This window comes from Thauera sp. WH-2 (genome assembly GCF_048321015.1).
GTDB lineage: Bacteria > Pseudomonadota > Gammaproteobacteria > Burkholderiales > Rhodocyclaceae > Thauera.
Genome location: NZ_JBLWFG010000003.1, coordinates 26,118 through 47,286, shown reverse-complemented (window position 1 = coordinate 47,286; position 21,169 = coordinate 26,118). Strand labels below are relative to the sequence as shown.

20 protein-coding genes are annotated in these 21,169 nt (G+C 64.0%); 7 read left to right on the top strand and 13 right to left on the bottom strand.

Translation table 11 applies throughout. The annotated features are described in order from the left end of the window. Positions 1 to 49: 49 nt before the first annotated feature. The 7 genes from ACNKW1_RS06765 to nosZ all read right to left on the bottom strand — a co-directional run bounded on the left by ACNKW1_RS06765 (position 50) and on the right by nosZ (position 7,897). Complete coding sequence (locus ACNKW1_RS06765) at positions 50 to 1,027, bottom strand: NapH/MauN family ferredoxin-type protein (protein WP_418363837.1); 978 nt, start codon at positions 1,025 to 1,027, stop codon at positions 50 to 52. Next, entirely contained in the window at positions 1,024 to 1,908 is an 885-nt protein-coding gene (locus ACNKW1_RS06760; protein ID WP_418363836.1) for a 4Fe-4S dicluster domain-containing protein, read from the bottom strand. The genes ACNKW1_RS06765 and ACNKW1_RS06760 overlap by 4 nt, the downstream gene beginning before the upstream one ends. Continuing rightward, positions 1,905 to 3,299, bottom strand: a complete 1,395-nt coding sequence (gene nosD, locus ACNKW1_RS06755; RefSeq protein WP_418363835.1) for a nitrous oxide reductase family maturation protein NosD — start codon at positions 3,297 to 3,299, stop codon at positions 1,905 to 1,907. The genes ACNKW1_RS06760 and nosD overlap by 4 nt, the downstream gene beginning before the upstream one ends. 15 nt (positions 3,300 to 3,314) lie before the next feature. Further along, entirely contained in the window at positions 3,315 to 4,307 is a 993-nt protein-coding gene (locus ACNKW1_RS06750; RefSeq protein ID WP_418363834.1) for a hypothetical protein, read from the bottom strand. Between the two features lie 92 nt (positions 4,308 to 4,399). Then, on the bottom strand, positions 4,400 to 5,110 hold the full coding sequence (locus ACNKW1_RS06745; protein ID WP_418363833.1) for a c-type cytochrome: 711 nt from the start codon (positions 5,108 to 5,110) through the stop codon (positions 4,400 to 4,402). 92 nt (positions 5,111 to 5,202) lie between these two features. Then, the gene (locus ACNKW1_RS06740; protein ID WP_418363832.1) at positions 5,203 to 5,511 is read right to left on the bottom strand and encodes a c-type cytochrome; all 309 of its coding nucleotides are present in this window, start codon (positions 5,509 to 5,511) and stop codon (positions 5,203 to 5,205) included. Positions 5,512 to 5,608: 97 nt separating this feature from the next. Next, entirely contained in the window at positions 5,609 to 7,897 is a 2,289-nt protein-coding gene (gene nosZ, locus ACNKW1_RS06735; protein WP_418363831.1) for a Sec-dependent nitrous-oxide reductase, read from the bottom strand. Positions 7,898 to 8,369: 472 nt separating this feature from the next. Between nosZ and ACNKW1_RS06730 the strand changes: the two genes are divergently transcribed. From ACNKW1_RS06730 to ACNKW1_RS06720, 3 genes are read left to right on the top strand one after another with little or no spacing between them, the layout of a single operon-like run. Continuing rightward, the gene (locus tag ACNKW1_RS06730) at positions 8,370 to 9,128 is read left to right on the top strand and encodes a class I SAM-dependent methyltransferase (protein WP_418363830.1); all 759 of its coding nucleotides are present in this window, start codon (positions 8,370 to 8,372) and stop codon (positions 9,126 to 9,128) included. Between the two features lie 29 nt (positions 9,129 to 9,157). Then, complete coding sequence (locus ACNKW1_RS06725) at positions 9,158 to 9,994, top strand: formylglycine-generating enzyme family protein (protein WP_418363829.1); 837 nt, start codon at positions 9,158 to 9,160, stop codon at positions 9,992 to 9,994. Positions 9,995 to 10,042: 48 nt separating this feature from the next. Continuing rightward, positions 10,043 to 10,708 carry a hypothetical protein gene (locus ACNKW1_RS06720; protein ID WP_418363828.1) on the top strand — a complete coding sequence of 222 codons (666 nt, stop codon included), beginning with the start codon at positions 10,043 to 10,045 and terminating at the stop codon, positions 10,706 to 10,708. A gap of 68 nt (positions 10,709 to 10,776) precedes the next feature. Here the strand turns inward: ACNKW1_RS06720 and ACNKW1_RS06715 are convergent, their stop codons facing one another. Beyond that, positions 10,777 to 11,559, bottom strand: coding sequence for an exodeoxyribonuclease III (locus tag ACNKW1_RS06715; RefSeq protein WP_418363827.1), 783 nt, complete (start codon positions 11,557 to 11,559; stop codon positions 10,777 to 10,779). 41 nt (positions 11,560 to 11,600) lie between these two features. Between ACNKW1_RS06715 and pyrE the strand changes: the two genes are divergently transcribed. The 3 genes from pyrE (at position 11,601) to ACNKW1_RS06700 (ending at position 13,773) form a co-directional block, all read left to right on the top strand. After that, entirely contained in the window at positions 11,601 to 12,245 is a 645-nt protein-coding gene (gene pyrE, locus ACNKW1_RS06710; protein ID WP_418363826.1) for an orotate phosphoribosyltransferase, read from the top strand. Beyond that, positions 12,226 to 12,909 carry a hypothetical protein gene (locus tag ACNKW1_RS06705; protein ID WP_418363825.1) on the top strand — a complete coding sequence of 228 codons (684 nt, stop codon included), beginning with the start codon at positions 12,226 to 12,228 and terminating at the stop codon, positions 12,907 to 12,909. Before pyrE ends, ACNKW1_RS06705 begins: the two co-directional genes overlap by 20 nt. A gap of 81 nt (positions 12,910 to 12,990) precedes the next feature. Continuing rightward, the gene (locus ACNKW1_RS06700; RefSeq protein WP_418363824.1) at positions 12,991 to 13,773 is read left to right on the top strand and encodes an NAD-dependent deacylase; all 783 of its coding nucleotides are present in this window, start codon (positions 12,991 to 12,993) and stop codon (positions 13,771 to 13,773) included. 61 nt (positions 13,774 to 13,834) lie between these two features. Here ACNKW1_RS06700 and ACNKW1_RS06695 read toward each other — a convergent pair whose 3' ends face one another. From ACNKW1_RS06695 to ACNKW1_RS06685, 3 genes are all read right to left on the bottom strand, one after another. Beyond that, on the bottom strand, positions 13,835 to 17,713 hold the full coding sequence (locus ACNKW1_RS06695; protein WP_418363823.1) for a DUF3683 domain-containing protein: 3,879 nt from the start codon (positions 17,711 to 17,713) through the stop codon (positions 13,835 to 13,837). Positions 17,714 to 17,841: 128 nt separating this feature from the next. Further along, complete coding sequence (locus tag ACNKW1_RS06690) at positions 17,842 to 18,222, bottom strand: RidA family protein (RefSeq protein WP_418363822.1); 381 nt, start codon at positions 18,220 to 18,222, stop codon at positions 17,842 to 17,844. 67 nt (positions 18,223 to 18,289) lie between these two features. Further along, on the bottom strand, positions 18,290 to 18,688 hold the full coding sequence (locus ACNKW1_RS06685; RefSeq protein WP_418363821.1) for a YqaA family protein: 399 nt from the start codon (positions 18,686 to 18,688) through the stop codon (positions 18,290 to 18,292). Positions 18,689 to 18,807: 119 nt separating this feature from the next. Between ACNKW1_RS06685 and ACNKW1_RS06680 the strand changes: the two genes are divergently transcribed. Then, complete coding sequence (locus ACNKW1_RS06680; RefSeq protein ID WP_418363820.1) at positions 18,808 to 19,191, top strand: PsiF family protein; 384 nt, start codon at positions 18,808 to 18,810, stop codon at positions 19,189 to 19,191. A gap of 61 nt (positions 19,192 to 19,252) precedes the next feature. On the opposite strand, the gene ACNKW1_RS06675 is transcribed toward ACNKW1_RS06680, so the two are convergent. Beyond that, on the bottom strand, positions 19,253 to 20,113 hold the full coding sequence (locus ACNKW1_RS06675) for an FHA domain-containing protein (RefSeq protein WP_418363819.1): 861 nt from the start codon (positions 20,111 to 20,113) through the stop codon (positions 19,253 to 19,255). A gap of 100 nt (positions 20,114 to 20,213) precedes the next feature. Then, positions 20,214 to 21,155: a tRNA 2-thiocytidine(32) synthetase TtcA gene (gene ttcA / locus ACNKW1_RS06670; protein WP_418363818.1), complete on the bottom strand. Its 942-nt coding sequence runs from the start codon at positions 21,153 to 21,155 to the stop codon at positions 20,214 to 20,216. Positions 21,156 to 21,169: the final 14 nt, after the last annotated feature.

Here is a 21,169-nt window from a genome sequence, read left to right as displayed (position 1 = left end):
AATCGACTCTGTTGTGCTTTGCGGGGTTGGGGGTCTGGTCGTCATTATCTCAGAGCAGCTTGGAAAGTCCCTTGACTTCGAAGCTCAGCGAGCCAGTGGGGCAGGCGTCCACGCACAGGCCGCAGCGCGTGCAGTCGGGACCCAGCGGCACCTCGGGCTCGATCGCGCGGCCCTTGATGACGGTGTCGAGCACGTGCGGCACCAGGCAGACCTTGCGGCAGTCGCCTTCGTGGAAGCAGCCCTCGAGCTTGTACTTGATGCGCACCGGCGAAATGATGCCGACCACGCCATAGGTAAGGCCGATCGGGCAGGCGTAGCGACACCATGCACGGCGCGAGAAGAAGATCTCGAAGATCAGCAGGGCCACGACCCACAGGATTGACAGCCCCACGCCGTAGATCAGCGCGCGTGACAGGATACCCGTGGGCGAAATCGCTTCGAACACGGTGTACCCGGTGACGACGGCGAGCGCGGCGAAGATGATCCAGAACACGGTGCGTAGGCGACGATCCATGGGCTGGTCGGTCACGAGCTTCTTCCTGGCGAGCCAGAGGTGGATCTTCTCGGCCCATTCCGCAACCAGGTGATAGGGGCAGACCCAGGAACAGAAGGTTCGGCCGCCCAGCAGCGCCCACAGCAGCAGCACGGTGGCGGTACCGATCAGCAGGTTGGTGATGATGTGCTTGTGCGCCAGCATCACCTGCAGGGCAGAGTTCAGGTCCGCCATGTGGAAGCCGACGAAACGGGATGCGGTCAGCGCGCCCTCGAGCACCTGGATGTCGAGCCAGTAGGAGAATACGAACAGCAGGTTGGCGAAGATCAGCGTGGCCCAGCGCCGGTTGCGCCACTTGTGACTGGGCTTCTCGTGCGCACGGATGTGCTTGAGTTCGGCGATCTCGTCGCGGTTGTTCTTCTTGTAGAAGTGGATCTTCTGTGCCGCAGGGGAGATTTCCTTGGGCTTGTCGGGTTCCTTGCCGAACATCACCTTGATCTGGTCGATGTAGCGGCGTGTCAGCAGTTTGCTCATGATTGCCACACCTCGCGGGCGATGATGGTGATGGAGGCGGGCTCGGTCGGGCAGATCATCTCGCACACGCCGCATCCCACGCAGTTCTCATGCACGATCGGCCGAGCACGCGTGGTGCCATCGGGGCCGGTGAATTTCTCCAGCGAGATCGCGCCGGCGATCGGACATTCGCGCATGCACAGATCGCACAGCTCGAGGTCGTAGGGGTGGTCGGCGATCGGGATGGGCTTCCAGCGGTCAACCTTGATGTAGCGCATCGTGCCCTTGAAGTCGGGGCCGCGCGCCTGCCCCTTGAAGCCTTCGCCCTTCATCGCGAGGCAGGACTCGGGACGCGTCAGCCGCGCCACGCCCATGCGCTCGGTGAGGTTGAGCGTGGGCTCCGGGTCGTTCATCTTGGCGATCAGGGTGGGCTTTTGCGACAGCGCAGCACCCTCGCGCACTTCAAGGAAGTCCGGCTTATGGTATGTGAGCGAGCCGGTGGGGCAGGCGAGGATGCACTGGACCGCATCGCAGGAGAAATCGCAGGCCTGTTCGCGCGCATCGATATAGGGGGCGCCAACGCCAAAGCCGTCCACCAGGTCGGCGAGCTTGATCGCATTCACCGGGCAGACCTGCACGCACTGGCCGCACTTGATACAGGAAGAGAGGAATTCCTTCTCGTCCAGCGCGCCGGGCGGGCGCAGTCGGTTGGTGCGTGCATAGACCAGCGGCAGGTAGCCGGACAGGCCGGCGCCCAGCACGCCGCCGGTGAGCAGGATCGTGCGCAGTACCTTGCGCCGACCCTGGCGCTTGCGCTCCTTGGAGACGGGCGGGGCAGCCTTGGCGGTTTCGGCCTTGGGGCTGGCCTTGGGTTCAGGAGGGGGGGTTTGGTTTTCGCTCATGATGCGCTCCCTGGGGTGCGCCGTTCTGGCTTCCTGTACAGTGGCTTGTCGTCCTTCGCCTGCAGATCGGGTGTGGAGAAGGGGGCAAGGCGTTCGAGGAAGTCGAGCAGCTCGAGGACGGGCGAAGTCTTGAAGAAGCGGGCGTTCGGGATCTCCATCCAGATCCGGTCCGCATAGGCATATTCTTCATGCGGGGTGTCACCGTAGCCGTCCTCGTTACGGTCGAACCCCTGATAGGTGTCGAAGTAGTTTCCGGCCCACTTGTTCTTGGGGCCTTCGCCGCGGCCGCGGCCGGCCTGGAACACGTCGGTCAGGTTGCCTTCGAAGACGTTGCCGTACATCTCGTTTCCACCCAACTCGCTGGTCAGATAGACCGCGACGCCGTTGTAGGCAAAGCGGTTGTTCTTGAAGCGAATGGTGGTGTCGGGCTGGAAGGGCGAGAGATCGGAGCCGACGCCGATGGCGCAGTAGATGATCTCGTTGTCTTCGAGGAAGATGTCCGAGGATTCCTTGAAGCCCAGACCCATGCCGGTGGCGCCGGTCGCGTGCGAAATGATGTTGCCGCGCGCACCGCCGCCTTCCATGTACATGAAGTACACGCCGACCGCGTTGTCGTAGAAGCGGTTGTACTCGACGATGTTGTCGTTGGCGAACATGAAGTGGATCGAGTAGCGGCTGCGCCGGCCCTCGTTGCCGCGGTAGACGTTGCGGTGCGAATACCAGGCCACCATGTCGCGGGTATCCGTGACGAGATTGTTCTCGATCAGGTTGTCGTGGCTGTACCAGAGGCGGATGCCGTCGCCACGCACGCCGAGCTCGAAGTCCTTCGAGCGCACCTTGCTGTTGCGCAGGATGTTGTGGTCGGCCTGCTTGAGGTCGACGCCGAACAGACAGTCGGCGATGTTGAGGCCTTCCATCAGGTTGCCGTGGCCGCGCACGTTCAGGCAGGCGTCGTCTGAATCGTGGGACTCGCCTGATCCGGTGATGGTGAGGTTGCGCAGCGTGGCTTCGTTGGTCTCGAGCACGAACACCGTGCCCTTGTCGCCGCCGTCGATGACCACTTCGCCATCTCCGGCGGCTTCAATGACCATCCGCTTCTTCAGGTGGACCGGCCCGGAGTAATGTCCGGCGGGCACCTTGAGCACACCGCCTTCAGGGGTCTTTTCGACCAGTTCCTGGAAGGGCTGCAGGCCGTGGATGCGCGGGTCGCGCATGTAGAGCGGGATGAGCTGGACCGGCTTATGTACATCCACCCGCGGCGCGGTGGAAAAATCCGCGCCGCCCCCGGGGCCGCGGCCCCGGGGTTCGTCGTCACCCTCCTGGGCCTGCGCGGCCGGAAGGGCAAGCATCACTGCTGCAGCCAGCAATGTCAGCTTGTGCAAGATCGTCACGTGCGTTCATCCCCGTCAGGCGGAAGCCTGTTCGCGCTCTTCGCGCAATTGCTTGCGGCGCAGCAGCAGGGCGAGCATCAGGCACACGAACACCACCATCAGCAGGGCATAGCCCCAATGCGGATAGGAATAGGTGGAGAACTGCGCCACCTTGCCTTCGCCGAACACCGTGGGCATGAAGGGCTTGACCGTGAAAGCGCCCCAAGGATGGAGGTTGTGGCCGAAGAACCAGAGCCAGCCGGAATACTCGATCAGATAGAAGATCGGTAGAAGGCCGGGGATGAGCGCCAGCAGCAATTCGAAACCGCGAATCTTCATCACACCGAAGATAACTACGCCCATCGCGGCGATCATGCCGAAGATCGCAACCTTGGAGATCACCTCGACGTTCTTGCCCCATGCGGCAATGCGCTCGGGATCGTTGAAGAAGGTCGCGGACTCGTCCATGTAGTGCTTGACGTGGGCAGCGAGATTGCCCATGACAAACTGGTCCACGATCATCCAGGCGGACAGTGCGCCGAAGCCGACGATCATGACGCCGAGACGGGCCTTCTTCTGAGGTACGGCGAAGGCGACCAGCATCACGGCGAAGAAGGCGATGAAGAACTTGGAGAGCTTGGTTTCCACCGGGCCGCCCGTGGCGATCGGGTACATGCCCACGTAGTGGTTGATTGTGTTCATCTCATGAACGCAGTCGAGCGCGGTCGCCTTGCCGCTGAGCGTGGTCTGCTCGGCCAGGATCGGGTTGTAGCGGCCGGTGCCTTCGCCCATGTCCTCGGCCATCGTTTCCTCGGCCAGGCGGGAGGTCTTGGGCGGCGTGGAGCAGCCGTTATGTACGCCGTCAAAATGGAAGTGGATGCGGATGCCATCGGGGAAGGCATCTTCCGGGTAGTTCGGGGCGGTGAGGGAAACCCACCAGATCGGCGCGAAATAGGCAACGACCATCGCTACCAGGGCTACCAGCGTGAGGCCGGCAATCAGGCCGTTCTTGTTTTGTGTTGCAGACATTTCAAGCTCCGGTCGCAAGAGGGGTTGGGGATGCCGTTGCACGCGGCGGAAAAATGCGCACGCGCAACGGCAAGCGGTTGCCCGCTAAAGGATCACTTCGCTTCGCACATCGAGCCGGGCATCTTCAGGCTGGACTGATAGGCCGAGATTGCCACCAGCTGGTCATCGTTATAGGGCTTGATCACCTTGACCATGTCCGGGTTCGCGTTGCGGCGGTGGCCGTCACGGATCTCGGTCATCTGGCGCAGCAGGTACTTGTAGTGCTGGCCGGCGATCACGGGATAGAACTTTTCCTTGTCGCCTTCGCCGTTCGGGCCGTGGCATTCCTGGCAGTCCTTCTCGTACATCTCCTTGCCCTTGGAGATCTGGATGGCGGAGTCGGCGCCTTCGTACTTGCCGTGCTCGGTCGGGATGCACAGGCTCTCGATGTAGGCAGAAACGTCGGCCAGTTCCTGCGGGTCGACCAGAGTCACTGCGAACGGATACATGGTCGGGTTGTCGCGCAGGCCGGCACGGATGTCGGCCATCTGCTTGATCAGCACGGTGGTGTGCTGGCCGGCAAGCTGCGGGAAGGTACCGTCGGGACGGCCCGCGCCGGACGGGAGGTGACAGGCGCCGCAGATTTCATAGGCTTCCTCGCCGTTGACGATGTCGCCTTTCAGGTGCAGGGCTTCCATCTTTTCGCCTTCCTGGGCGTTCCAGACGTAGCCCTCGCCTTCGATGCCGGTCTTCTTCGGAGCCGGGGGGCCGGCGAAGGCGACGCTGGCGGAGAGGAGCGCGGCGAGCAGAACGGAGATCTTCATGGTGTAGTCCTTTTCGGTTGCTGGGCGAAGGGGGTTCGCCCGGGGTGTCGTCGTGCCTGCTCGGTTAGTCGACTGGGCAGGCAGCGGCGATCTTACTGCAGAGTCTCGAGCCAAGCTGCGATGGCCTTGATCTCTTCGTCATTGACGAGGTGCATTACGCCCTTCATCGCGGCGGTTTGACCGTTGTTGCGGGCGCCGCTCTTGATGTCCTTCATCTGCTGCTCGGCGTAAGCAGCGTTCTGCCCGGCGAGTTTGGGATAGGTCGGGATCAAGGGCTTCTTGGCGTCGGCGCCGTGACAGGCGTTACAGGTCTTTTCCATGTACAGCTTGGCGCCATCTAGGGCGGCCGAGGCCGGGGCGGCGATGAAGGCCGATGCGAGCAGTGCAGCGATCAGTTTCATGGTTTTCCTTCCTTCTCAGAATATCGGGGAGCTTGCCTGTGGCTTCGCTCCCCGACATGGACCTACTTGATTTTCAGTTCAGACCAGAGAGACGCTATTACTTCGCGCCTTTCTGCTCCAGGAAGGTCTTGGCGCGCAGGCCGATGTCGGCCGCCTTGACCTGGTACTGCCACACTTGCTCGGCCCACAGGTTCGCCTGCTCCCAGTCCTGCTTGGCGGCTGCGGCCTCGTGCTTGGCCTTGGCTTCCGGCATCTTGCCAAGCTGGTCGGTCGCGTCTTCCATCAGCGCGACGACTTCCGGATAGGCCTTGTAGTTCACCGAGGTGATGTAGCCGACGACCTGGTCGAGCACCGCCTGGGTGTCCGCAACCTTCTTCAAGGTGTTCTTGTAGTCGGTTTCGGTGTAGTTGGCGGCAGCCAGGGTCGCGCCCTCTTCAGCCACCCAGCCCTTCGGCTTGACCAGCAGGTAACCCTGCATCTCGAGGTGCAGCGCCGAGCAGAACTCGGTGCAGTAGTACGGATACACACCTTCCTTGTCGGCGGTGAACTTCACCGAGACGGTCTTGCCCGGCTCGACGGACGCATGCACGTTGTAGGTCGAGACGGTGAAGCCGTGGGTCTCGTCCTGCGCGCGCTCGAGGTTGGTCAGATACACCGTAACCTCGTCACCCTGTTCGACCTCGATGGTTTCCGGGGTGATGTGCGAGCGGATCAGCGTGCCATACACCGACACCTTGTTACCTTCGCGGACGGTCTTCTCTTCACCCGCACGCACCTTGCCTTCGTGGACACTGTCGGTACGGGTGTTGGTGCCGACCTTGTAGCGGATCGCGGGTTTCAGCTTGTCGGCCTGAATCGCGACCACATAGTGCGGCTCGCCCAGCGGCAGCGGCATGTCGTACAGCAACTGCATCTTGTCGTTGCTGATGTCGATCAGCTGGTGGTTCTGCGGGTGCAGCGGACCGACCGGGTTGAAGCGGTCGATCGACAGCTTGTTGAGCGCCACCAGATACTTGCCCTTCGGCTTGGTGGTGTCCCCTTCCATCGTCATCAGGTGGCCGATGTTGTAGTGGATGGAGATCTTGTCGAGCAGCTTGCCGTTGCAGAAGTCCCACTTGGCAACCATGGAGTCGACGTACAGCGAGGTGTAGGCGACGCACTCCTTCGAGTCGAACTGGGTGTGCAGCGGGCCAAGGCCGACCTGCACTTGCGTGTGCAGGGTGTCCTTCATGCTGATGACCGGGATGCCGTACGGATCGGTGGACTCGAAGCGCTTGTTCTTGACCGCGTCCATGATCTTGTCGAACGAGTACACCGACACGTGGGTGTCGAGCTTGCCCGACACGACGATGTATTTGCCGTCCGGAGTCACGTCAACGCCGTGCGGGCTCTTCGGCTCGGGGATCAGGAAGAGGATGCCTTCCTTGATCGCCGTTTCCATCGTGATCACGCGGTGGTTGTTGATGACCTGGACCTTGCTGTCGTCCTTGGCGATCTCGGCAGCGCGCTTCCAGTTGACTACGTGCATGTAGTCGGTGTCCTTGGCGGAGCAACCGGCTTCATACGGGGGACGACCCTTCTCGATGCCACCGACGTACCGCTCGGTGCAGAAGCTGTTGGTGAAGGACCAGCCGTCCGAGCCCAGCTTGCCGAAGTCGGAAAGGTCCTGCGAATACGGCGGCAGTTCGAGCGAGAAGGACTCTTCGGGCTTGATCTTGCCGTGCTCGCGGTCGAACTTCCAGTAGGTGACGGCACCGCGGTACTTCTCGTTGAACTGCTCGAGCGGATAGAACTTCTGGTTCTCGAGCGGCGAGGCGTACTGGGCGGCCTCGATGATGTAGTCGGTGTTCGGGGTGACGAAGGCACCGCCGTGGGCCGACTTCATGATCGGGTTGACGACGATCTGCTTGGTTTCGAAGTCACGCAGGTCGATGACGGCGATACGCGGGTTCGACTTGTCGTTGATGAACACGAACTGGCCGTCGTACTCGCCATTGGTTTCGGAGATCGCCGGGTGGTGCGTGTCGCCCCAGGTGATGTCCTTGCCGTCGATCCGGCCCTGGGCGAGCACCTTCTTGGACTCCTCGTCGTAGCCGTAGCCTTGCCAGGGTTCAGGTGTGAACACGCCGATGTACTTGAGGATACGCATCGAGGGGATGCCATATACGAGCATCTGGCCCGACTGGCCGCCCGAACTGAGCGCGATGAATTCGTCGCGACCGCCGGTAGGGGTGTAGGTCTTGGCTGCCGCCAGCAGATCCTGCTGGGTCAGGTTGCGACGCTTCATGACGTCCTGCAGCGACTCGGCGGCAAACGATGCGCCGGCGCCGAGGCCGAGTCCCGCCGCGATGAGCAGGGCCGTGGTCTTAACTGCCAGAGTTTTCATTTTGGGTACTCCCTAGGAAACAACTTAATCGAGCTACCTTCACCCTGATGGCCTTGCGAGCCACCGCTTTTTCCTCGTCCCCGGGTGGCTGTTCCGAGAGCCGCTCAGGGGTGAGTGCTACATGCTCCTGCTTCGTCCGGATATGAAGTTTCCGGTTTTTCATCGCCCTTTGCGGAAAGGCGATGCTGTGGTGCAGACAAATTATCGGGCGCGCGGAATTTCCAAAGCTTGATATTGATCAATAGTGCGAGCCCTAAGGGGTGCGACTTGGATAAGTCTGGACTTAGTCAAAGAATTACAGGGCAAGAAAATAATACAATGCTTATCCAGAATTGACTTGATGCAGAGCAAGAATGCCCTCTGGGCGAAAATATGATCCTGAAACCCCTGTGTATGTCTGGCGCGACCGGGTGGATTCATGTTCGAATCCGGGCTTTGTCTGCTCTCTGGCTCGGCCCCGGACCCAAGAATAATGAGCTCTGATTACCGCAACTCTCCGCTCGATGACAGTTTTGGCCGGTACAAGGTCAGTGCACAGGAGCGCAAGCAGCGTATCCGGGACGTGTTCAACCGGGTGGCGAGCCGGTACGACCTGATGAACGATCTGATGAGCTTCGGCATCCACCGAGCCTGGAAGCGCAGCTTCGTGGCTCGCCTGCCGGAGCGGGGGTTGTTCGTGGACCTGGCGGGCGGTACTGGTGACGTGGCGGCGCTGCTCGCACGCCGGAACGACCGCCGTGTCGTCGTGCTCGACCCCTCCATCCCCATGATGTGCGAGGGCCGGACCCGGAAAGACGCGGAGGGTGTGGAATGGGTCGCGGGCGAGGCCGAGTGCCTGCCTTTTGCCGACGCCTCGATCGACGTGCTCACCGTGTCCTTCGGCCTGCGCAACACGACCCGGCTCGATGCCGCCATTGCGGAGGTGGTGCGCGTCCTCAGGCCGGGCGGCACCTTCGCCTGCCTGGAGTTCTCCCGTCCGGTCAAGTGGTTCCGGCACCTCTATGACCCGTACTCGTTCCACGTCATTCCGCGCCTGGGAGCCTGGGTGGCGAAGAATCCGGCCGCCTACGAGTATCTCGTCGAATCGATCCGCAACTTCCCCGACCAGCAGCGCTTTGCAGCCATGCTGCAAGGGGCTGGCCTGGAGTCGGTGAGTTGGCGCAATCTGAGCCTCGGCATCGCCTGCATCCATCAGGGGCGCAAGCCGCCCCAGTGGTCGGGAGAGCGCTAAGCGTTCGCAGAAAGGGGAGGGTCCGAGTCATGGCAAGAGTTCGCAATCGTATTGCTGGGGCGCGTGACGCGTTTCGCAACCTGGGTAGTGCCGCGCTGCTCACGCTTGCAAGCGTCATTTCTTGCCTGCCGTCCGCGATGGCGCAGGAGGTGTGGCGCGAACCGGCCACCGGCATGGAGTTCGTGCGCGTGCCGGCGGGGTGCTTCGACATGGGCGACACCTTCGGCGATGGCGAGACCAATGAGTTGCCGGTGCACAAGGTGTGCATGAGTGCGTACTGGATCGGTCGCCACGAGGTGACGCAGGCGCAGTGGACGTCGTTGATGGACTACAACCTGTCCGTTTTTGCGACTTCGCCGCAGCACCCGGTGGACAGCGTCAACCAGATCGACATCGAGACCTTCGTCCGCAAACTCGGCGAGCACCATCCGGGCAAGGTGTTCCGCCTGCCGACCGAGGCCGAGTGGGAATATGCCTGCCGCGCCGCCGGCAAGGCCGAGAAGTTTGGCGGCGAGGCGCCGCCCGAGGGCGCCAATACCGCCGAGTATGCGGATGAGCATGGCGAGGGCAGTGTCGCGGTGGGCGCCTTCGCGCCGAATGCACTCGGCTTGCACGACATGAGCGGAAACCTGTGGGAGTGGGTGTCGGACGTCTATGCTGCCGACGCCTACGAGCAGCATGCGGCGGAGAATCCGCACTATCAGGCCGCCGGGCCGGCCCGGATGCTGCGCGGTGGAGGTTGGTCCCATCCCGGCGCCTTTGCCCGCTGCAGCAAGCGGCACATGCATTGCCGGCCCAGTGCCCGCTTCGACTTTGTCGGCTTCCGCCTCGTGCTCGAAGAGCAGGGGGCTGCCGCGTCTGATTGAATGCCGGCCCGTCCTGCGGGCCGATGTCTCACTTGAAGGTGGATGTTCATGAATACACAGAAGTTCGTCGGTCTTGCGCTCGGCCTGGGTCTTGCCGCGGCGCTGCCCTCCCATGCACAGCAGATCCTGCCGTCCCCGCCCATCCCGCCGGTGTTCGAGGGGCAGCAGGAACCGGGCGAGCCGAAGATCGGCAAGGGGCTGATGCTCGCACATGAAGGGCGCTATTTCATGACGCCCTGCCGCGACCGCAGCTACCTGAACGTGGAGGATGTCTCGACCGAGCAGGCGGTGATCGGTGCGCTGAAGGACTTCGGCCTCGCTCCGGGGCGCAACCTCTATGTGGAACTGCTGGCCGTCCAGCGTGGCGGCCTGCTTGAGGTTTCCGGCATCAACTTCGTTCACACGACGGCGCGCTGCCTTGGCGACACCGAGCATGCCGAGATCTGGCGTGCGGTCGGCCTGCAGTCCGACTGGGAAGCGGTGGCCGGGGGCGGCACCTTGCTCATCCACCGCGCCGGCGAGCCTGAGTCGCGGGTCCTCTACGGCGAGGCCGAACGCGACGGCGAGCGCCATCGCATCGGAGGCGCGGGTACGGCCCTGGAGATCGAGCCGGGCATCTGCCGCCTCGAGGACGGCAGTACGATGACCGGCTGGAAGGCCTCGTTGCGGCTCAGGACCGGCGAAACCTTGCAAGGTTGCGCCTGGGAGCGCTAAGCGGCGCAAGGGCGTGGGCGAAAAGGTCGTCCGCGCTCGAGGCGCGGGTTGGGGGCTGGTGCGGTAGGCTAGAGCGCCCAGTCGTAGTCGACCGTCAGCGGCGCGTGGTCCGAGAAGCGCTCCGACTTGTAGACCTGCGCGTTGCGTGCGGCTGCAGCCAGCCCTGGCGTGGCGATCTGGTAGTCCAGTCGCCAGCCCACGTTCTTCGCCCACGCCTGGCCACGGTTCGACCACCACGTGTAGCAGGCGTCGGTCGCCTCAGGATGCAGGCGGCGATAGACGTCGATCCAGCCCTGCTCGTCGAACAGGCGGCTCAGCCACGCGCGCTCCTCGGGCAGGAAGCCGGAGTTCTTCTGGTTCGACTTCCAGTTCTTCAGGTCGGCCTCGCGGTGGGCGATGTTCCAGTCGCCGCATACCACGACCTCCTGTCCGCTCTGGTAGAGCATGTCCATGTGCGGCAGGAAGCGGTCCATGAAGTGGAACTTCACCTGCTGGCGCTCCTCCGAGCTGGAGCCCGAGGGTAGATAGAGCGAGATCACCGACAGCTTGCCAAAGTTCAGCTGCAGGAAGCGGCCCTCGGCGTCGATGTCGGCGATGCCCAGGCCCTCGACTACGCGGTCGGGTTCCCGCCGGCTGTAGATGCCGACCCCGCTATACCCCTTCTTTTCTGCGTGGTGGAACCAGCCTTTCATGCCGTCCGGCGAGCGCATGGTCTCGTCCAGGTCGTTCGCTTGCGCCTTGAGCTCCTGCACACAGAGGAAGTCGGCCTGCTGCGCGGGCAGCCAGTCGAGCAGGCCCTTGCGGCAGGCAGAACGGATGCCGTTGAGGTTGAGGGAGATGATGCGTAACATGGACAGCCTCCAGTTCAAGCTGCTTGGCAGCCCAGAAAGCCGTGGATTTTAGCCGGGATTTCATCGCCCTCGCCTGCCGCAAGGGTGTGCTGCGCTTCGGCGCCTTCGTGACCAAGGCGGGGCGCAACTCGCCGTACTTCTTCAATGCGGGCCTGTTCGACGACGGCGCCTCGTTCCGCGAACTGTGCGGCTACTATGCGCGCACGATCCGCGCCTCGGGCGTGGGCTTCGACATGCTGTTCGGGCCGGCGTACAAGGGGATTCCGCTCGTGGTCGGCACTGCGATCCGCCTCGCCGAGGACGGGGTGGACCTGCCCTTCGCCTTCAATCGCAAGGAAGCCAAGGACCACGGCGAGGGCGGCACACTGATCGGCGCACCGCTCAAGGGCCGGGTGCTGATCCTTGACGACGTGATCTCGGCCGGCACTTCGGTCCGCGAATCGGTGGAGTTGATCCGCGCCGCTGGCGCCGCGCCTGCGGGGGTGGTGATCGCGCTGGACCGCATGGAGCGTGGCAAGGGCAGCCTGTCGGCGGTGCAGGAAGTGAAGGAGAGCTTCGGCATCCCGGTGATCGCGGTTGCCACGCTAGAGGATCTCATCGGTTATCTTGCCAACAGCCCTGACCTCGCTGCGAACCTCGAGGCGGTGAAAGCCTATCGGGAGCAATATGGAATCTCCTCAAGCTAGCGCGCAGATCGCACGGGCCTGCACTTTCGCCGCTCTGGTCGCCCTTTCGTCCATGTCCGGGCAGGCGGTCGCACAGCCGGTCTCGAAGAGCATCTACTGTTGTGACGTTGGTGGTCAGCCGGTGTGCGGCGACATCCTGCCGGCGGCGTGCTACGGACGTGCGTACCGCGAGATGAGCCCCTCCGGGGTGGTACGGCGTATCGTCGCCGCGCCGCTGACGCGAGAGGAGATCGCGGCGCGTGCTGCGGCGGAGCGCCAGCGCCGCGTCGATGAGGCCGAGCGCCAGCGCCAGCTGCGCCTGGACCAGGCCCTGCTCGAAACCTACCGTAACCTCGAAGATCTCGATTTCCGGCGTGATCGAGAGCTGCGCGAGCTCGACCAGAGCATCCGTCAGCTGCGCGAGCGTGAGAGTGAGCTGATCGCCCGCCAGCATCAGCTCATCGATGAGGCAACGCGCACCAACCAGAGCGATGTGGCTGCCGGGTTGGAAGACGACATCCGTCTGCTCGACAGTGAGATTGCCGCCCAGTCCTCGGTGATCTCGGCAAAGCTTCGAGACCGTAGCGCGGTGGTCGAGCGCTTCGAGGAGCATCGTGCCCGCTTCATCGAGCTCACCGAGGGGGGCAACCCCGAGGCGCGCGCCGCCATCCTCGAGCGCCGCTGAGCGGCATCGCATGGGAGCGGACTGCGCCGCCCGGCTGCGGGGGATGAGAGGCGTCGAACCCTCAATCGAACGGAGTCCCGCATGACCCAAGCCCGGACGCTGGATGCAGTCGCGGCCCTTCTCTCCTGCGCGCAGCGCATCCTCTTCGTCACTGGCGCCGGCATTTCGGTGGATTCCGGGCTGCCGACCTATCGCGGCATCGGCGGCCTGTACCACGATCGTCTCACTAGCGAGGGGCTTACCATTGAAGAGGCGCTGTCGGGCGAGATGATGGCCACGCGGCCCGAGATCGCCTGGCGCTACATTGCCGAGATCGAGGCCAGCTGCCGCGGCGCGCAGCCCAATGCTGCACATCGTCTGATCGCCGCGCTTGAGCAGGAAAAGCGGATGGTCTGCGTGTTGACGCAGAACGTGGACGGGCTGCATCGCGCCGCCGGATCGCACAACGTCATCGAGATACATGGGACCGTGCATCGCCTGCAGTGCATGGCCTGCCACCATGGGCGCACGCTGCCGGACTATGCCGGGCTCGCGCTGCCGCCCGAGTGTCCGCAGTGCGGCAGCGTCATGCGCCCGGCAGTCGTGTTGTTTGGCGAGCCCCTGCCGACGCGGGCGGTGGAGCGGATCGAGGCGGTGCTGGCGCAGGGCGTGGATGCGGTGCTGTCCGTGGGGACGAGCAGCGTCTTCCCGTACATTGCCGGTCCGGTCGTATGGGCTGCGCAGCGGGGCGTTCCAACGGTGGAGATCAACCCCGGCGAAACACCGGTGAGCGCTCTGGTAACACATCGGCTACGCATGTGCGCAGCCGAGGCGCTGCCCGAACTCTGGTTCCGCATGCACCCTCGCGACCCCGCCGAGGACTGAAACAAGCCTGACGGGGGTGATGGACCCGCGGGGTTGCAAGACCCCAGCAGGCCGCATGCGCTTACAGAAGAACGCGCTCGATGCCGCCGTTGTTGGCCTTGGCGACGTATTCCGGCAGCCAGTTCTCGCCTAACAGATGCTTTGCGAGCTCGACCACGATGTAGTCGGGCTCGATGCCGCCGGCGTCATCGGCGTAGCGATGCATGCCCTGCAGGCAGCTTGGGCAGGACGTGAGCATCTTGATCTTCGCATTCGGATCGTCTTCGCGCAGTTTTGCGGCACCCTTCTCGATCTCCTCCTGCTTCCGGAAGCGGACCTGGGTGGAGATGTCCGGACGCGCCACGGCCAGTGTGCCGGATTCGCCGCAGCACCGGTCTGAGAGGTCCACGCGCGTACCCATCAGCGTGTTGGCCACCTTGATGCCGGAATGCACCTTCATCGGGGTATGGCAGGGCTCGTGGTACATGTACTTCACGCCCTGCGCGCCCTCGAGCTTGACGCCCTTTTCCATCAGATACTCGTGGATGTCGAGCAGGCGGCAGCCGGGGAAGATCTTCTCGAATTCGTACTTCTGCAACTGGTCCATGCAGGTGCCGCAGGACACGATCACGGTCTTGATGTCGAGGTAGTTCAGTGTGTTGGCGACACGGTGGAAGAGGACGCGGTTGTCGGTGGTGATCTTCTGCCCCTTTTCGTCCTCGCCGGCAGCCGTCTGCGGATAGCCGCAGCACAGGTAGCCCGGCGGCAGCACGGTCTGTGCGCCGACGTGGTAGAGCATGGCCTGGGTCGCGAGGCCGACCTGGCTGAACAGGCGCTCCGAGCCGCAGCCGGGGAAGTAGAACACCGCCTCAGACTCGCCGTTGGCCTTGTGCGGGTCCCGGATTACAGGGATGACCTTGTCGTCTTCAATATCGAGCAGCGCGCGGCTGGTCTTCTTGGGCAGGTTGCCCGGCATGGGCTTGTTGATGAAGTGGATCACCTGGGCCTTGATCGGCGCCTTGCCGAGCGTGGCCGGCGGCGCCTTCACCTGCGGCTGGATGAGGCCGAACTTCCGGCCCATCTCGTAGCCGAGTCGCTGCGCCTTGTAGCCCCACTCGATCATGCCGGTGCGGATAGCCTTGATCGTGGTCGGATCCTTGATGGTCAGGAAGGCCATCGCCGCGGCCTTGCCGGGGTTGAAGGATTTCTTGCCCTGTTTGCGCAGCAGGTTGCGCATCTTCACCGTGACGTCGCCGAAGTCGATGTCCACCGGACAGGGCTTCTCGCACTTGTGGCAGATCGTGCAGTGGTCCGCGACGTCCTCGAACTCTGCCCAGTGCGCGAGCGAAACGCCGCGGCGGGTCTGCTCCTCGTACAGGAAGGCTTCGATCAGCAGCGAGGTGGAGAGAATCTTGTTGCGCGGGGAATACAGCAGGTTGGCGCGTGGCACGTGCGTGGAGCACACCGGCTTGCACTTGCCGCAGCGCAGGCAGTCCTTGATGTCGTGGGCGATCTCGCCGACGTCGGTCTGCTCCATGATGAGTGACTCGTGGCCCATCAGGTTGAAGCTGGGGGTGTAGGCGTTTTCGAGGTTGGCCTTCCAGGCGCCGCCGCGCATGAGCTTGCCGCGGTTGAAGCGGCCCTCGGGGTCGACCTTTTCCTTGTAACGCCAGAAGTTCGCCATCTCGTCGTCGGTGAGATAGTCGAGCTTGGTGATGCCGATGCCATGCTCGCCGGAGATCACGCCGTCCAGGCTGCGCGCGAGCGCCATGATGCGGTCGACCGTTCGGTTGGCGGTCTGCAGCATCTCGTAGTGGTCTGAGTTGACCGGGAGGTTGGTGTGCACGTTGCCGTCGCCGGCGTGCATGTGCAGGGCGACAAAGACGCGTCCGCGCAGGACTTCCTTGTGGAGGTCCTGGATGCGCGCGAGCACTGGCGCGAACAGGTTGCCATCGAAGATGTTGCGCAACTGCGGGCGCAGCTCGGTTTTCCACGACACGCGGATCGAATAGTCCTGCAGGCGGTGGAACAGGACCGGGTCGGCCGTGCGGTTGGAGAGCTCGCCGGCCGTGATGCCGAGCTCAGCGAACTGCGCTTCGGCCGCGGCCAGCGGCAGGTCGAGATTGTCGAGCAGCCACTGCCAGCGGCGTCGCACCGCGGCGACCTGCTCGAGCGCAGCCTGGCGGCGGTCGCCGATGAGCTCCTCGCGGTCGACCTCGGCGTCGCCGGAATCGACCGGCAGCTCGCCCTGCAGGAACTCGGCGAGGCGATCACAGAGTGCGATCTTGTTCTGCAGCGAGAGCTCGATGTTGATGCGCTCGATGCCGTCGCAGTATTCCCCCATGCGTGGCAGCGGGATGACCACATCCTCGTTGATCTTGAAGGCGTTGGTGTGGCGCGAGATCGCCGCGGTGCGGCTGCGCTCGAGCCAGAAGCGCTTGCGCTGTTCGGGGCTCACGGCGATGAAGCCCTCCGAGCCGCGCGCGTTGGTCATGCGCACCACGTCGGAGGCCGCCTGCATGACTGCGTTTTCGTCATGGCCGACGATGTCGCCGATCAGCACCATCTTGGGGCGGCCGTGGCGCTTGGCCTTGGTGGCATAGCCCACCGCCTTAACGTAGCGCTCATCGAGGTGCTCGAGGCCCGCGAGCTGAACGCCCGCAGCGTGGCCTGCGCCGCCCGGCTTGAAGTAGTCGGTGATCTCGACGATGGCCGGCACCGCCTCGCGTACCTGGCCGAAGAACTCCAGGCACACCGTGCGCGTGACCGGCGGCATCTTGTGCAGCACCCAGCGCGCGGCGACGATGAGGCCGTCGGTGCCTTCCTTCTGCACGCCCGGCACACCGCCGAGGAACTTGTCGGTGACGTCCTTGCCCAGCCCGACCTTGCGGCAGGCGGCGCCTGGCATGGCAATGACTTCCTCGCCGAGCGGTGCGTTGCTGAGGCCGTCGAAGCGGCGCAGCCGGAAGCGCACCGTCTCCTGCTCGTGGATCTTGCCGAAGTTGTGATCGAGGCGCTCAACCTCGAGCCAGTTGCCGTCGGGCGTGACCATCTTCCACCACGCCAGGTTGTCGAGCGCGGTGCCCCATAGGACGGCCTTCTTGCCACCGGCGTTCATGGCGATGTTGCCGCCGATGCAGGAGGCGCTGGCCGAGGTCGGGTCGACTGCGAACACGCGCCCGGCCAGGCTGGCAGCTTCGGACACGCGCTCGGTGACCACGCCGGCGCCGGTGCGGATAGTGGGGTAGGGCTCGGACATCGGCCCGTCCACGCCTTGCAGCACGGTGGCTTCGACCGGGCTCATTGCGAGCAGCTTTTCGGTGTTGATCACCGCAGAGCTGGCGTCGAGCGGGATCGCGCCGCCGGTGTAGCCGGTGCCGCCGCCGCGCGGGATGATGGTGAGGCCGAGCGCGATGCACTCGCGCACCAGCGGTGCCATCTCTTCCTCGGTATCGGGGTAGAGGACGACGAAGGGGTATTCGACCCGCCAGTCCGTGGCGTCGGTGACGTGCGAGACGCGGGCGTGGCCGTCGAAGCAGATGTTGTCGCGCCGGGTGTGCCGTGCCAGCGCCTTCAGCACCATCTTGCGCCGGCGCGCGGTGTCGTCGAACCAGCGCTCGAAGTCGGAGACGGCCTCGCGGGCGCGCGCGATCAGCAGCGCGACCAGGTCATTGCCCTGACGGCGTTTTTCGACCTCGTTCAGGCGATGGTCAAGCGCACCGATGAGCGCCTCACGCCGTTCGCGCGAGGTGAGCAGGTCGTCCTCGAGGTAGGGGTTGCGGCGCACCACCCAAATGTCGCCCAGCACCTCATACAGCATGCGTGCCGAGCGGCCGGTCACGCGCTCGCCGCGCAGCTCGTCCAGCGCCGCCCAGGCTTCATTGCCGAGCAGCCGAATGACGATCTCGCGATCGGAGAACGAGGTGTAGTTGTACGGGATCTCTCGCAGGCGTTGGCTCATTTGGCTATCCGGGGACTGCTGCTGGAAAGCGTTTCATTCTAACGAACCGCAGTGCACCATGCAGCAAAAAACAAGACCTTAAGCGCGTCAGGGATTAGGCGTGGCGCGGGTTTTGCGATGCCAGGCGGTCATCGCTCCCCGGGTTCCACATGTCCTGCGCCGCACGCGGCGGAGAGCGCGATCTCGATGCGCCAGCCCGGGTCGACTAGTCCGGCGACCTTTACGCAGGCGCGCGCCGGAGCGCTTCCGGAGGGGATCCAGGCGTCCCAGAGGGCGTTCATGGCGCCATAGTCGGCGAAGTCGGTGAGGTAGATCGTGGCCATCAGGATGCGGTTCGGCGCGCTCCCGAGCAGGCGCAGCTGGCGTTCGATGCTGGCGAGGACTTCGCTGGTCTGGGTGCGGATGTCGGTGCCGCTGCTGGCAGGAACCTCGACGAGGTGAATGACTCCGGCATGGACGACTGCGTCGGCGTAGCGGGCGGTGACGCCGTAGCGTTCGATGTCTGACATGGGAAGTGCGTCTCGCGTGTGGAGGGGTACGGCTCAGTATAGGCCGTCTCCGCGGATCAGGCTGCGGCTAACCCCCCAGCAGCCATGCGATCGCCGCGTACCGCAGGCTCTTGCCGAGTGCCATCCAGCACAGGCAGGCGACCCAGTTCAGGCGTAGAACGCCAGCGGCCGCGCACAGGGCGTCGCCTATCAGCGGCACCCAGGACAGCAGCAGGCTGGCGCTGCCCCATCGGCGCACCTGCGCCAGTCGGGGCGGGACTTCCTTGCGTGGCAGCAGTCGTCCAAGCAGGTAGGTGCTCATGCCCCCCGCGGTGTTGGCGATGGTTGCCGTCAGCAGCGCTGTCGCTGCCAGCCCGGGTTGCAAGGCGACGATGCCCGCGAACACCGCCTCCGAACCACCCGGCAGGAGCGTGGCGGCAAGGAAGGCCGAAACGGCGAGGGTGGAGAGGGTCGTGAGCTCACTCAAGGAGGGGCTCCAAGGATACTGTGGCGATAGAGATATGAATATGGAATTGACTACGAGGCTGCGGAAAATGCAAAATGCATGCACGCGACATGCGTGACCCTATCGAGGAGGATGAAGCCATGAAGAGAGTCTTTGGTGTTGCAGGCCTGATGCTGACCCTGGTAGCCGCAGTGCCGGATTCGGCCTGGGCCAATCCGCAGCACGAGCGCATGCGGCAGTGCAACGCGCAGGCACGTGAGCAGGCGCTCAAGGGCGATGCACGCAAGGCGTTCATGAGCACCTGCCTGCGTGGGCAAAAGGATGCGATCAACGGCGGTGAAGAGGAGGCGGGCGAGCGGGAGAAAGCGCTTGCACCGGTGGGCGAAGCGCCGACACAGACGGGTGCGAGCCTTGCAGCGCCCGACGAAAAGACGCGCCGCAAGGCCTGCAACCAGACGGCCACCGAGCGCTCGCTCAAGGGGGCCGAGCGCAAGGCCTTCATGGCCGAGTGCGTAAAGGTTTGAGCGTGTCCGCGAAGCGCCTGGTGCCCTTTGGCAGCCAGGTGCTGCACCGACAGGCTTTCGCTCATTCGAAATCGAAGAATACGATCTCGCGCTCGTCGCCCTCTTCGCACGCGAAGCCACAGCCGATCCGGCCTTGGCCCGTAAGCAACAGACGATCCTGGCGGACTAGGCGCTCGACCTGTCCTTCCACGGCAACATAGGTCCCATTCGTGCTCTCGTCGAACAGGATGAAGCCCTCATGACGGCGTTCGATGCGGGCGTGTTGTCGCGAAGCACGTGGGTCGCCGATTACGATGTCATTGCCAAGTTCGCGCCCGAGCAAGACCACCGGCCGGATTTCCTCGACGTGGACGACGCCGTTCCGGTGCCGCAGTTGAAGTCGTTCATTGCGCTGTGCCAGCGGTTGGCGGACGGCTTCTGCTTTGCCATGGCCGATCTCATGCACCGTCACGTCGAGCCGGCTTGTGTCGAGCCCGGCTACGGGCCTGCTTGCTACCAGATGACGCGCTGCACTCCCGAGCCGTGCAATTGCCTGTGCCGAGGCGAGCGCCTGCTCCGCCTCGCATTGATTCGCGATACGCAACGCCTGGACGACGCCTTCGCCACTGGGCTTGCCCATTTCAGTCGAGAGTGCGCCGACATGCACGCCCAAGCGAGCAGGGTGCTTTCTTCCGCGCAGCGGTGGAAGGTTGCGGATGCGGTCGAGCGCGTCGACGGCGGCCTGAATGGCCGCGTTGGCATCGTCGAAGCGTGCGAGGGTCCGCTCTCGGGTGGCCTCGATGAGTCGCCCCCCATGTGCGCTGATCGCACGCTCGATACGATGTGCGCAACGCGCCGCTGCGCGATCGGCTTCATCATCGCCGACCCGCGTCGTGAGCGTTTCATCGCTCCCGTGCAGGGCGGCAAGGATACAGATGTTCATGCGATCGGACATCGGCACTCTATTACGTCGGCCTGTCGGGCCGGGTCAGGATCTGTGAAGGGAGCTTCCATGTGCGTCGGTGGCTGCGTGGTGCATGAACCTACGCCTCGCTCTGGCCCGGCCGGAGCAGGCTGATCGTCGCGGACTGTGGTGCGACAGGCAGTTCTGGCGGGTCGAACGCGGTGTCTCCCTCCTCGACGATCGTCTGCTGCGTCAGCCCGACGAAGTCGAACAGACGCCGATCGGCGAGGTGGGAAGGCACGACGTTCTTCAGTGCGGTGGCGAGCGACTCGATGCGCCCCGGGTAGTCCCGTGCCCAACCCTGGAGCATGTTCTTGATCTGCTTGCGCTGCGCGTTCTCCTGCGAGCCGCACAGGTTGCAAGGGATGATGGGGAAATCCATCGTGCGTGCGAAGCGCGCGATCTCGGCTTCGGTGCAGTAGGCGAGCGGGCGGATCACCACGTGGTTGCCGTCGTCACTCACGAGCTTCGGGGGCATGGCCTTGATCTTGCCGCCGAAAAACATGTTCAGGAACAGGGTCTCGAGCATGTCGTCGCGATGGTGCCCGAGCGCGATGCGGGTGGCACCGAGCTCCTTCGCCGTACGGTAGATGATGCCGCGGCGCAGGCGCGAGCACAGCGAGCAAGTGGTCTTGCCCTCGGGGATCTTGTCCTTGACGATCGAATAGGTGTCTTCGGTGACAATGCGGTACTCGACCCCGATCGATTCGAAGTAGGCCGGGAGCACATGGTCGGGGAAGCCGGGTTGCTTCTGGTCGAGGTTCATCGCCACGATGCGGAAGTCGACCGGGGCCCGCTCACGCAGTGCGAGCAGGCAGGACAGCAGGGTGTAGGAGTCCTTGCCGCCGGAAACGCACACCATGACGGTGTCGCCGTCGCCGATCATGTTGAAGTCGCCGATCGCCTCGCCGACCCCGCGCTCGAGCTTCTTCTTCAGGCGCAGAAAGGTGTTGGAAAAACGTTCGTCGCCGGTGTTGTCGGGGGCGGGTCGGTTCTCTGCGGGGGCGTACGCGGCAGTCACGGTGCAAGGGCCTG